This window comes from Paraburkholderia sp. MM5482-R2, assembly GCF_050436125.1.
In the GTDB taxonomy this organism is placed as follows: Bacteria; Pseudomonadota; Gammaproteobacteria; order Burkholderiales; family Burkholderiaceae; genus Paraburkholderia; species Paraburkholderia tuberum.
The window spans coordinates 1570804-1583026 of the sequence record NZ_JBNDLP010000002.1 but is presented as its reverse complement, the minus strand read 5'-3'; the positions used below and the strand labels follow the sequence as shown (position 1 = coordinate 1583026).

Annotated in this window: 13 protein-coding genes and 1 pseudogene; 8 read left to right on the top strand and 6 right to left on the bottom strand. The window is 62.5% G+C overall.

Annotation, left to right across the window (positions count from 1 at the left end; translation table 11 throughout):
• The first annotated feature begins 3 nt into the window (after positions 1 to 3).
• From OKW37_RS10220 to OKW37_RS10200, 5 genes are all read left to right on the top strand, one after another.
• A complete protein-coding gene (locus tag OKW37_RS10220; protein ID WP_429356953.1) occupies positions 4 to 369 on the top strand; it encodes a copper resistance CopC family protein in 366 nt (121 codons plus the stop codon).
• Between the two features lie 2 nt (positions 370 to 371).
• Positions 372 to 1277, top strand: coding sequence for a CopD family protein (locus OKW37_RS10215; RefSeq protein WP_184062104.1), 906 nt, complete (start codon positions 372 to 374; stop codon positions 1275 to 1277).
• Positions 1278 to 1392: 115 nt separating this feature from the next.
• A complete protein-coding gene (locus tag OKW37_RS10210) occupies positions 1393 to 1839 on the top strand; it encodes a copper chaperone PCu(A)C (protein ID WP_244145121.1) in 447 nt (148 codons plus the stop codon).
• Between the two features lie 271 nt (positions 1840 to 2110).
• On the top strand, positions 2111 to 2380 hold the full coding sequence (locus tag OKW37_RS10205; RefSeq protein ID WP_090803938.1) for a MoaD/ThiS family protein: 270 nt from the start codon (positions 2111 to 2113) through the stop codon (positions 2378 to 2380).
• 83 nt (positions 2381 to 2463) lie between these two features.
• Entirely contained in the window at positions 2464 to 3612 is a 1149-nt protein-coding gene (locus OKW37_RS10200) for a WD40/YVTN/BNR-like repeat-containing protein (RefSeq protein WP_429406692.1), read from the top strand.
• A 271-nt stretch (positions 3613 to 3883) separates the two neighbouring features.
• Here OKW37_RS10200 and OKW37_RS10195 read toward each other — a convergent pair whose 3' ends face one another.
• From OKW37_RS10195 to OKW37_RS10185, 3 genes and pseudogenes are all read right to left on the bottom strand, one after another.
• On the bottom strand, positions 3884 to 4207 hold the full coding sequence (locus tag OKW37_RS10195) for a hypothetical protein (protein ID WP_429406694.1): 324 nt from the start codon (positions 4205 to 4207) through the stop codon (positions 3884 to 3886).
• Between the two features lie 807 nt (positions 4208 to 5014).
• Positions 5015 to 5136, bottom strand: a pseudogene (locus OKW37_RS10190) (IS5/IS1182 family transposase); the annotation flags it as partial.
• Entirely contained in the window at positions 5124 to 5756 is a 633-nt protein-coding gene (locus tag OKW37_RS10185; protein ID WP_429406696.1) for a TetR/AcrR family transcriptional regulator, read from the bottom strand. The gene OKW37_RS10185 and the pseudogene OKW37_RS10190, both read right to left, overlap by 13 nt.
• Before the next feature lie 285 nt (positions 5757 to 6041).
• On the opposite strand from OKW37_RS10185, the gene OKW37_RS10180 reads away from it, so the two are divergent.
• The 3 genes from OKW37_RS10180 (at position 6042) to OKW37_RS10170 (ending at position 8566) form a co-directional block, all read left to right on the top strand.
• Positions 6042 to 6935, top strand: a complete 894-nt coding sequence (locus tag OKW37_RS10180; RefSeq protein ID WP_429406698.1) for an NAD(P)/FAD-dependent oxidoreductase — start codon at positions 6042 to 6044, stop codon at positions 6933 to 6935.
• 89 nt (positions 6936 to 7024) lie between these two features.
• A complete protein-coding gene (locus OKW37_RS10175) occupies positions 7025 to 7888 on the top strand; it encodes a class I SAM-dependent methyltransferase (protein ID WP_429406700.1) in 864 nt (287 codons plus the stop codon).
• Positions 7889 to 8170: 282 nt separating this feature from the next.
• A complete protein-coding gene (locus OKW37_RS10170; RefSeq protein ID WP_429406702.1) occupies positions 8171 to 8566 on the top strand; it encodes a VOC family protein in 396 nt (131 codons plus the stop codon).
• Between the two features lie 259 nt (positions 8567 to 8825).
• Here OKW37_RS10170 and OKW37_RS10165 read toward each other — a convergent pair whose 3' ends face one another.
• From OKW37_RS10165 to OKW37_RS10155, 3 genes are all read right to left on the bottom strand, one after another.
• Positions 8826 to 9200 carry a BON domain-containing protein gene (locus OKW37_RS10165; RefSeq protein WP_429406704.1) on the bottom strand — a complete coding sequence of 125 codons (375 nt, stop codon included), beginning with the start codon at positions 9198 to 9200 and terminating at the stop codon, positions 8826 to 8828.
• Between the two features lie 124 nt (positions 9201 to 9324).
• Entirely contained in the window at positions 9325 to 10449 is a 1125-nt protein-coding gene (locus OKW37_RS10160) for a porin (protein WP_429406706.1), read from the bottom strand.
• Positions 10450 to 10540: 91 nt separating this feature from the next.
• Positions 10541 to 12181, bottom strand: coding sequence for a 3-(methylthio)propionyl-CoA ligase (locus OKW37_RS10155; protein WP_429406708.1), 1641 nt, complete (start codon positions 12179 to 12181; stop codon positions 10541 to 10543).
• Positions 12182 to 12223: the final 42 nt, after the last annotated feature.

The following is a 12223-nucleotide window of genomic DNA, read 5'->3' as shown; positions in this document are numbered from 1 at the left end:
CTCATGAAACTGCACACGATTGCACGCGCGGCCATCGCCGCGCTGATGATCGCCGGCTGCAATCTCGCGCAGGCGCACGCCTACCCGACCCAGGAGGCGCCGGGGGCCGGTGCGACCGTCACGACCTCGCAGAAGGACGTGGCGATCGACTTCGACGATGGTCTGGAGCCCGCCTTCAGCTCGATCGCCGTCACCGACTCGCAAGGCAAGTCCGTGACGAGCAGCAAAGCTGCGGTTGACCCGTCGAACAGGAAGCATATGTCGGTAGGGCTAAATCCCCTCGTGCCGGGCGCCTATACCGTCTCGTGGGTCGCCGTTGCCAACGACGGCCATCGCACCCAGGGGCATTACACGTTCACGGTGAAGTAACGGTGGATCCGCTCGTCGTCGCCCAGATTGCACTGGCCGCGATGCAGGACATTCTGTTTGCCGTCGCTACCGGCGCTCTTGCATGCGGCGTGCTGGGCGCGCGTAGCGGATTGCCTGGGCAAGACACGACGCGAGTCTGGCGGACGGTCGCGTCAGTCGCACTCGCTCTCACCGCCCTGGCGTACCTCTGGCTTCAGGCCGCAGTCATGAGCGGTTCGCCGCTCGGTGAAGCTGGTTCGGCTATCGCCCCAGTACTGACGCAGTCCCACTTCGGTAAGGCATGGTCGATCGGCGTTGCCGGCGCGCTGCTCGCGGCGTTGAGTGGCCTCAAGAAAGAGCGCGGCTCAGCGCTCTTTGCTGCGGGGTTCGTCCTGTGGGTCGCGGGCAAGGCAGCCGCGAGCCATGCGGCCGACTCCGGCGACTTCTCGTGGCGTGAGGCGATCCACGTCGTCCACCTTTCCGCGACTGCGCTTTGGGCCGGCAGTGTCATCGTCGCCGCGATCCTGCTGCGCCGGCTCGAACGCGAACCAGGCCGTCCGCCCGGCCGGAGGGCTGCGTTCTGCTCGGCGCTGTCTCATCTGGCGACGACTGCGCTCGTGTTTGTTCTCGTCACCGGTTTCTACAACGCCGTTCAGGACACGGCGCAGGCCAGCGCGCCGCTGCTGCGCACACACTGGGGCCGGTTGCTCGCCGCAAAGCTTGCATGTGTGGTCCTGGCGACATTGCTCGGCGGCTGGAACCGGATGGCGATTCTGCCCGATCTGCTCGTGCTTGCCGAGCGGAACGATCCGGATTACCCCGCCGCGCAACGCCGCTTCGACGGCGTTCTCTCTGTCGAAGCGCTCGTCATGCTAGCCGTACTTGCGCTGGCTGCGGTGCTGGGCCATACGTCGCCGACGGGCGGATAGCGGAGCGACCATGTAGACATGCGACCGATATGACGATCGAGCCTTGCCTCGGTGCCGCGACGTAGGTCTCACCGGCCCATCACATTTTCCTTAACGTAGAACAGGAGGTTATGCCATGCACCACCCCTTCTTCCGCCTGGCTATCGCGCTGCCGCTCGCGGCTGCTTCGCTAACCGCTTTCGCCGCTTCGTCGGGCGCCATGATGGTGTCCGACTGCTGGATCCGCTCGATGCCGGGCGACGTGCCGTCCGGCGGCTACTTCAAGCTGATGAACATGGGAGACAAGCCCGTCGATCTCGAAGGTGTTAGCACCGATGCGTTCGGGATGTCCATGCTGCATCAGACGCAGACTACCGGGAGCACGTCGAAGATGGTCATGGTCGACAAGGTGACCGTCCCGGCCAACGGGACACTCGCATTCGCGCCGGGCGGCTATCACGTGATGTTCGAGAAGGAAAAGAAGCCGCTGACGGTCGGTTCAACGGTTCCCGTCACGTTCAAATTCAGTGACGGGGAGAGTATCGTCGGGCAATGCGCGGTGAAGAGCGCAACCGGCCAGTAATGACGCTTGCAGGCCGCGCGAAATCGATCGCGAGACTTGAGAGCGCGGGCTGCAACGATTCGGGCAACCGGCGGACGTTTGTATCTGGTCAATGATGCTCGATGCGTTCGGCGGCACGCGACCCCGAGCCGCCTTTCGGACTCGCGACACCGCAACGGCCGCTTCGGAGGCGCAACCTGTCGTCTGTTGTATGGCGATGCCCCGAAGCACCCAGCGGATCGTCTAAACTGCAGAATCGACGAACAGGCCATTCCCGCTCGGCTACCCCGCCATGGCGCACATCTTCTTCGCTGCTTCGATTCAACGGCATATCGCAACGCCCGAGCGCGAGATCGACGCGCGCACGCTCGGCGAAGCACTGAAGGCCGTCTTCGCCGCGCAACCTCGACTGCGCGGCTACATCCTTGACGATCAGGGCTCACTGCGAAGACATCTCGCCGTGTTTGTCGACGGCCGGCCGGTGCGCGACCGACAACATCTGTCCGATGCGCTCGGCGAGGAAAGCCGCGTTTACGTCATACAGGCGTTGTCGGGCGGATAAGAAGGTTCCACTCTTACTCGAGCTTTGCATGGGACCAGAGTAAGCGCTAAAGCGCCAACTCTGGTCGACAGGAGACACTCCACATGAGCGATCGATTGCTTGTTGCAACCCGCAAGGGATTGTTCGTTCTGCAAGCCGACGGCGAGGGCGGCTGGACGCTCGGTGAGCCGTATTTCGTCGGCGAGCCGGTGAGCATGGTGCTGCCTGATCCGCGCGACGGTTCGCTGTATGCCGCGCTCAATCTCGGCCACTTCGGCGTGAAGCTGCATCGCCGGCGCGCGGGCATAGAGGATTGGGAAGAGTGCGCGGTCCCCGTCTACCCGCCGCAGCCTGCCGACGAGACGCATGCCGGTGACGGCGCGGACACGAGCGCGGACAATGCGAGCGCGGCCGTGCCCAGCCCGCCGGCTCCTCCCTGGACGCTCCAGCAAATCTGGTCGCTCGAAACCGGCGGCCCGGACGAGCCGGGCGTCCTGTGGGCCGGCACGATTCCCGGCGGGCTCTTCCGTTCCGACGATGGCGGCGATACATGGCTGCTCAACCGGGCGCTGTGGGATCGCCCGGAGCGCCGAGAATGGTTCGGAGGCGGCTACGACGCGCCGGGCATCCATTCCGTGATGGTCGATCCGCGCGACAGCCGGCACGTGACGATCGGCGTGTCGTGTGGCGGCGTCTGGCAAACCGCCGACGGCGGCGCGACCTGGCGCGTTAGTGCCGAAGGCATGGAGGCCGACTACATGCCGCCGGAGCGACGCGGCGATGCCAACGTGCAAGACCCGCACCGCGTCGTGCAATGCGCCGCAAATCCAGATGCGCTGTGGACGCAGCATCACTGCGCGATCTTCCGCTCGACCGACGGCGCGGCGCACTGGCAGCGGATCGAAGCGCAGCCATCGAGCTTCGGCTTCGCGGTTGCCGTGCATCCGCACGAGCCGGACACCGCGTGGTTTGTGCCCGCCGTGAAAGACCAGTGCCGGATCCCGGTGGACGGCCAGTTCGTCGTCACGCGCACGCGCGACGGCGGCCGCACGTTCGAGCGTTTCTCGAACGGGTTGCCGCCTGCACCGGCGTATGACCTCGTGTATCGGCACGGGCTCGCTGTAGATGACTCCGGCACGCGCCTCGCAATGGCGTCGACCACCGGCGCGCTATGGACGTCCGACGACGGCGGCGAAAGCTGGCATTTGATTTCAGCGCATTTGCCGCCTGCTTATTGTGTTCGGTTTGGATGAGGGCGCGGGGCGGGCTGGTGAGACATGAAACGCCTACATTGCCTTCATGCGCCGGACATAGCCTGAATGCGTGCATCGGCGTGATGGATCGATACTTCGAGCCGTACGCGCCGGCGAACCGCTTTGTGTAGCTCGGCTTGTCGCAAGAGACCTTTGACACTTCGCCGAACGTCTGATCAGCACCAGCAGTCACGCGGACGCCCCCGCGCGAGAGACAGCTTTTGGCGGAGGACGCAGCTACTACAGCGTCAAGGCGTGCGAGACTTCAGTGCTAGTTTTCCGCCTTTTTCCCCTCGTCTGCTGTACGTAGTGCTGCGTTGGCTGTGACCAGCAGTTTCGCATCGTGGTCCTGGACTGCAGCGTCAACCGTGTCGAACGCTTTCTTCAGATCCTTTTGTGCCAGCTTTGTCGCGCTTCCATTTTCCAAAATGGTTTCGGCTTCCTTTCTCAGGCGCTTAACTAGTTTCGCGGCGCATCTGGTGTCGAGCGTCCCATTGATGACGAACTCACTGATGTAATTCGCCAGCGCGGCCAGCGTCGCAGCGGTCGACTCATTCGCGCCGCTCTTACCGCTCGCTTCGGACTTCTTGCTCATCAGGACTCTCCCGTTAGGACACGCTTCCGCGATGCAGGACCAACGCTACGCTCACGGTCGGTGTCGCATGAAATGGTGACAGACTTCGAGCGAAAATAAGACGGTTTTTTTGGATGAAGAGGCGCTGTCATATCGCAACGTTCGGATATCGGTCGATTGTTGCCGCGTGGGGCTATGGGCGCGGTACTGCGGGGTGAATTTTGGTTTGCTACAGAATTGCTACAGATGGAGTGAGCGGCTATATCTGGCGGGCCTTGGGTTTGTCATTCCACCCTCTGAACTATCGCCCACCTGAAGGGGCAAAGCAACTTTGAACGTCCCAGTTCCACTGGCGGATTCAACCGGTCGATGCAATAGTTCGATGGAACCGCTTGCCGGCCCGCAGCGGAGGATTGTCGCAAGTCGACCCGTTGCAGCCGGTCGAGCAGTCTCTGTTCTAAGGGTAGGTATCGGAGTGGAACGGTCATTCCGTGCCGTCGCCTGGGGGACAAGTCATCGGCCTCTGCGGACGCTTAGACCCGTGAGTTGGTGAGGCGGCTTACGCCGTGCAAGGATGACGTCTTGCTCGACCCTCGAATTGCTCTCGAACTTAAGTTTGATTTCTCTATAAGCAATCAGCTTGTCGTTCACCAGATCGAAAGGAAGCGCCCGCAAGGTTCGGGATGGTGTTCAGAACTCGTTTTGCCGCACTGAGCCATCCACATAGGGCCGATGCGGTGGAAGCGGTGCGGCACCTGGCTCGAATGCAGCGCTACGTTCGGCATAAGGAAGGCGCCGATTGCCTGCCCGCGCGGGCGGCTTTTGCGCTCATGCAGCGGCCTCGCGCATCAGTCGTTCGCGCGTCATCCACAGATTGCTTAGAGCGAACAGCGTGTGCAACTCTGCGGGTTCTTCATCAAGCCGCGATAGCGCACCTTTAGATGCCACCGTGCGCGGCGATGAACATGGCGACGGCCGACCGGCAATAGGATTCGATTTCGTTGTCATCCTCTGCTCTCGCCTCATCGAAGCGTGCGACAAGCAGAAGATCTGATCCTTTGAAAAGCGCGGCAAACAAGCGGGCGGACTGGGGAGCATCGGGTACGTTCAGAATCGCTTTCGCGTGCAACTGACGCAACACGGCCTCGATTTGGGCGATGACATGGGCGGGCCCGGCTTCGTAATGGAGCTTGCTTAACGACTTTTGATTCGTCTTGTCGGCCAAAACCATGGCTTCGACGCTGCGGACGTCCGGGCTCAACAGCGTGCGAAGCAGGGATGATCCCACCGCCATGAGCTGATCTTCGGCCGACCCGTCGACGCCTTCAGAAAGCGCCTGGGGTGCGAATTGATGGCAGTGGGCCGCCATGGCCGCGCTGAACAGCGTCTCCTTGTTCTCGAAGTGCCGATAGATGCTGAGCTTGGATATCTTCGCGCGCTGCGCGACCTTGTCCATGGTCGTCGCTTGAAAACCCAATTCCACAAAGAGTTCGCAGGCGGCGTCGACGATCGTATGGCGAAGCGCCTCGTTGGCGGGCCGGCCGCGCCGGCCCTGGCTATTTTCGGTCACGACAATTCCAGTACTTGACAGTATTCAAATTCTTGCACTACGATACCACGCAGTATCTTAAATGTGCAAGCCAAGGACAGGTTTCAACCAGTTGCCCAAATCAGGTTTCCCCGGGGCGCCTGGCGATATCGAATGCGGGATTGTGGGGCCGATCACTACAGCCATCAGCAACTTTCTCGCCAATGCCGAAGCCCTACTCGCTGACCGTCTCAAGCGCGTATCGCTGGACGATATTGCACACCACGCCCAGCCCACCCCTCCAATCACAACACGGAGCCCATCACCATGGATGACGTCATCATCATCGGCGGCAGCTTTGCCGGCCTCGCCGCCGCCCTGCAGCTCGGCCGTGCCCGCCGCAAGGTCACGGTTCTCGATACCGGCCGGCCGCGCAACCGCTTTGCAGGCCACTCGCATGGCTTGCTCGGCCACGATCACAAGCCACCGCTGGACATCCTGGTCGAGGCGCGGCAGCAGTTGACGCGCTATCCAACGATCAGGCTGGTCAATGCCCGGGCCGAGAGCGTGTCTGGCGCCATCGACGATTTCTGCGTCGTCACTGACGATAACGAAAGCCTGAGGGCGCACCGCCTGATCCTGAGCTATGGCGTCGCCGACCAGATGCCTGATGTTCCGGGCTTTGCCGAAAGCTGGGGCACGTCCATCGTGCCCTGCCCCTATTGCGACGGCTTTGAAGTCGCCGGCCAGCATTGGGGCCTCGTCTGGTCCAGCCCGCAGTCGCACCAGTCTGCCAGGCTGTTCCGCGATTGGACGGACAAGCTGACTGTCTTCGCCGATGGTCATGACATTGCGCCCGATATCCAGGTCGATCTGGCGCGTCGCAACATACGTGTCGTCGATGGCCGGATCGTCGAGATCGCCCATCACAAGGGCCATATCGACACCGTCAATCTCGATACCCGCCGCAATGTCGCGGTCGACGTCCTGTTCGCCCATCCGCGCAACAAGCCGTCCGCACGCCTGCATGAATCACTGGGCCTCGCCACGGTCGATACGCCCACCGGCATCGTCCTCAAAGTCGACGAGCGCCGCCAAACCAGCATGCCCGGCATCTACGCCGCTGGCGACCTCGCCACGCCCTTCTTGCCCTCGGTCACCCAGGCTTCATCGCAGGGCGCGATGGCGGGTATCTTCGCCCAGCAGTCGATGGTGGTTTGAGAGCACAGATCCTTGTTGCGTCGTCGCCTTCGAAAAGGTTGGCGTAAATCGACGCGGCGAAAGGCGGATCGTCGAGTCAAGGAGATGACATGGCAAAGCAAAGTGCTGATCAGGTGGGTGACTGGAATGGTCAAAGCGGGGAGCGCTGGGTCGCCAACCAGGCCCGGCTCGACGCTCTGGTGGCGGTGTTCGGCCAGGCCGCGATCGAAGCCGCCGCGCCCGCGACGGGTGAGCGCGTGCTGGACATCGGCTGCGGCGCGGGTGCGTCAAGTCTGGCTCTGGCCGCTCGCGTCGGCGCGGGGGGCCAAGTGCTGGGCGTGGACATATCCGAACCGCTGATCGATCGAGCGCGCGCGCTTGCGCGCCACGATACGCCGGCCCTGTTTCAGGTGGCCGACGCCAGCAGCGCAGAGCTGCCCGAAGGCGCGTTCGACATTCTGTTCTCGCGTTTCGGCGTGATGTTTTTCCCCGATCCGACAGCGGCGTTCGCCCATATGCGACGCGCGCTCCGGCCGGGCGGCCGGGTCGCTTTCGTCTGCTGGCGCGGTGCGGCCGAGAACGATTGGATGCGACTGCCGGTGGGCGCGCTCAAGGACATCGTCCCGCCGAGCGCGCTCCCCGATCCCGAAGCGCCCGGCCCGTTTTCGTTCGGCGACCGGAAGCACGTGGCGCGCATCCTGACGGCGGCCGGTTTCACCGAAATCGTTATCTCGCCCTTCGACGCGGCCGTCCCATTCGGCGAGGGCGAAACGCGGGACTCGGCGATCGACGACGCAGTGAGGATGACGCTTGAGGTCGGCCCGCTGTCGCGTGCGCTCGCTGGTCAGCCCGACGACATCCGCGCCCGTGCCTCCGCCGCAGTTCGTGCCGCCTTCGCGAGCCTCCCCGGCGAGGGGTCGGTGATGATCAACGGCGCGGCATGGGTCGTCATGGCACGAAATCCGGCAAGCTGACAGGGATTAACAGGGGAGATGCCTCCGCTCGGTCGAACAGGGCGTCTTTGGCCGGCCAGATTGATGTCCCTTCTGGCCGCTGAACGAGCGCTCGCCTTGCGACAATCAGATGGCCGGTTGCGAAGCAGAGCCGGCGCCTGAGCGGCCTTCCGGCGGCGCATGTGACCGGCAGTTTGTGGCCGAACCGAGCCAGATGCCGATTCGCCCGAGTTCGCCCCCCTTTGCGGACATCCGGCGCCCGGAGGACAATGCCCTTGCGAATCTCTTCCGAGGCTGCCCAACATGGCTAAATTTCAGCCCGATGGATGGCATACCGTCACGCCCCGAATCGTCGCACGGGATCCGGAAAACCTGATCACATTCATCAAGATGGTGTTTCAGGCACAGGGCGAATTCCGTCACGGGCGGCCTGCCGAACTCATGATCGGCGATTCCGTCGTGATGGTTAGCGGCGCAGACGGCCTTCGCGATCCGATGCCGGCATTTCTGTACGTCTACGTCGAGGACGCCGATTCGACCTACCAGCGAGCGATTGCGGCGAATGCGATCTCACTCGAAGTTCCGACCGACATGCCATACGGCGACAGGCGAGCAATGGTAAGAGATCCGTGGGGAAACACATGGCAGATTGCCACACATCAGCGCGACCTCTGTGCTGCCGAGATTCGTTCAAGGTAGGACGTTACCGACAGCAGCACTTTTCTGTCGGTTCGTCTATTCGCTAAAGCTCAAGAACGGTGCGGCACGCTCGGTCGACGTTGGGTGTTTTGCCTCCCGACGAATGCCGTCACCCCTTCGACGAAACCGGGCTCATCTGCGCAATCGATCCATTTGCGCCGTCCGCCAACCAGATGCGCCGGCAGACTGACGTCGTAGGCAGAGCGGTGTCGCTTCGGTGCAAGCCTGGCAGCGGTCCGGACTTACTTACGAGGACCACTTACTGGCCGAATACGCGTTTGAGTGTCAGATTGTTTTTCACGGTTGTCACGCCCGGCACGGCTTCGGCAACCCCGGCCGCCCTGTCGATCTGCGCTGCATCGGGCACCGTGCCAAACAGCGTCACCGCGCCACCTCTCGCACGGACACTGATGTTTGAAGCACTGATCTCCTTGTCCTTCATGAGCGCAGCGCGTACCTTCCTGCCGAGCGCGCGATCAGCCTGTCTGGAACTCGTCGAAGCGCCGCTGCCCGGCGACGCCATGACGGTTGACGCTGGCGCACTGCCCGATTCGCCAGGCTGGGACCACGCATTGATCCATGTCGTCACGATCAGTGCGCCGACCGCCAGTTTGAGTGCCCTGATTACCTTCATTGCTTTCTCCAGTCTTCCTGAGTCTTGTGGGATCCCCGTTGGAATCGCTGTTCTGCTACCGCGGGGCGAGCCGGCACGCTTCACCGGCCAGAGGTCTTCATTTCGAGCTCAATACGGAGGATCCCTAGAAGTAGTGGCGTATCCCGAGCATGACCGCCGTCGTCCCGAGGCCAGGCGCGACGGGCTGGCCGTACGTAATCGTCTGCGTCATATCTCCGTGGTTGTTCACCCAACCCACCTGGCCATAGAGCAAAGTGGCCTTGGACAGACTGTATTCGGCGCCTCCGGCGACCTCGAGCGATTTGTTGGCCGAATTGTTCGCGTCCTTCAGGTAATACACGCCACTGGTGAGCTTGAATGCCGGTGAGAACTGATAGCCGAGGCCGGCCGAATACAGGTCGAGGTTGACCAGATTCGCGTGCGCCGGATTCCTGCCGTTGGAATATGACGCGGAAATGGAGAAGGCGTGATAGGTGTACAGCGCCCCGAGGTAGTAGAGGCGGTTGTTGGCGAGTCCGGTGGGCACCGTCGTCGGTCCGGGATTGGTGTCGTGACCGTTGTAGTAGACGGCTCTCAGATTGAGGCCATAGTTCGAGTATTTGAGCACGGCGGACTCGCGCGTGCCGCCCTGGAAGCTGCCTGCCACACCGCCGGGCGCATATTCGAGCGCTGCGGACACGCCGGCGAATGTCGGCGACTCGTAGACGATCGCATTGCTGTCGTACAGCGCGCCGATCGGTCCGTTGGTGCTGGTGCCGGACCAGCCTGCGGCCTGGTTCATGCCCAGCCATGCCGTCAGGATGCTGCCGAAATACTGGCCCGCCCGCACGTCGGTATCGGCCATCGCGTAGGCCATCGGCACGATCTGGCGACCGGCGTTGACCGTGCCGAACGGTCCCGACACGCCGACCGTTGCGAACTGGTTGAACTGCGCCACCGCGCCCGGCGTATCCGCCAGGCCGAACTTGCCGGTGCCGCTGTCGAACGACCCCTGCAGCTTGAAGTTGACGTGATAGCCGCCGCCGATATCCTCGGTCCCCTTCATGCCCCAGATGCTCGCGTAGATCCCGCCGTCCTTGTAGCGATAGACCTTCCCCAGATTCTTCGCCGTCGGGCTGAACGAGGCCGCCGAGGTACTTTGATATAGCAGACCGGAATCCACGACGCCGTACAGCGTCACCGACGACTGCGCATAGGCCGGACTTCCAAGGACGGCCACCGCGGCCGCAGCTACCCATTTCAGTTTCATTGCGTCTCCAGTTTTGTAGCTTTAATCCACCCGTAACGACGTACGTTCAAGACGTACGTTCAATACTCAATACGCCAGGCCACCTGCTTCCTTAAGTCGGCAACAGATAGTCCTGAAACGCTTCGCGCAGCTGGTTCTTCAGCACCTTGCCGGTAGCGCCAAGCGGCACCGCATCGACAAATACGACTGCATCCGGCGTCCACCATTTCGCGATCTTTCCTTCGAAGAACGCCAGCAATTCTTCGGCTGTCACCTGTGCACCGGGCTGTTTCACTGCGACAAGCAATGGCCGCTCGTCCCACTTCATATGCTTCGCCGCAATGCAGGCCGCGCTCGCTATCGCGGGATGCGCGGCTGCGAGGTTTTCGATCTCGATCGAGCTGATCCACTCGCCGCCGGACTTGATCACGTCCTTGCTGCGATCGGTGATCTGCATGAAGCCGTCGGCGTCGATGGTCGCGATATCGCCGGTCGGGAACCAGCCATGCGCGTCGGCATCGATCCGCAGCGGGTTGCCACCTTCATTGCGGAAGTAGTTGCGCACCACCCATGGGCCACGCACCAGCAGATCGCCCGAGCTCACGCCGTCCCATGGCAGTTCCTCGCCGTTCTCACCGAGGATCTTCATATCGACGCCAAATACCGCGCGCCCCTGTTTGGATTGCAGGGCGCAACGGTCTTCCGGACCCAGTGCGAGGTGCCTTGCTTTCAACGCGCCGATGGTCCCGAGCGGACTCAGTTCGGTCATGCCCCATGCGTGCAGGACCTCGACGCCGTACCCATCCTGGAACGTGTGAAGCATTGCGGGCGGGCAGGCTGCGCCGCCAATGACGGTGCGCTTCAGGGTCGAGAAGTTCAGGCCACCTTGCTCGAGCCAGGTCAGCAGGCCTTGCCATACTGTCGGCACGCCAGCCGCGAAGGTGACCTGCTCGGCTTCGACGAGCTCGTAGAGCGCTTGGCCGTCCAACCCGGGGCCGGGGAAAACCAGCTTGGCCCCGACCATGCACGCGACATACGGAATGCCCCACGCATTGACATGGAACATCGGCACGACCGGCAGCATCACGTCGCGCGCCGAGCAGTTCAGCGCATCCGGCAGTGCGGCAGCGAACGTGTGAAGCAGCGACGAGCGATGCGAGTAGAGGACGCCCTTCGGGTTGCCGGTGGTACCGGACGTGTAGCACAGCGCACAGGCGGTATCCTCGTCAAAATTCGGCCATACGTAGGTCGACGAGCTGCGCTCGAGCAGATCTTCGTAGCACAGCAGGTTGGCAATGCCGGTATCCAGCGGCATATGCGCGCGATCGGTCATCGCGATAAACGCCTTGACAGTCTTGCAGCGGCCCGCAATGGCCTTGACCAGCGGCAGGAACGTCAGATCGAAGAACAGGACCTGATCTTCCGCATGGTCGACGATGTAGGCGATCTGCTCTGCGTGCAGGCGCGGATTGATCGTATGCATCACTGCGCCCATGCCGGATATGCCGTAGTACAGCTCCATGTGGCGATAGCCGTTCCAGGCGAGGGTGCCGACACGGTCGGACGGCCTGATGCCCAGACTCGTGAGCGCATTGGCCATCTGTCGCGCGCGCCGGTGACAGTCGCGGAAGGTGTAGCGATGGATGTCACCCTCTACCCGCCGCGACACGATCTCCGTATCCCCATGATGGCGATCGGCATGCACGATCAGCGAGGAAATCAGCAACTGCTTTTGCAGCATCAAACCGTTCATTTCGTCCGTCCATTCTTTAATGCAGAGTCACGAGCCGACATC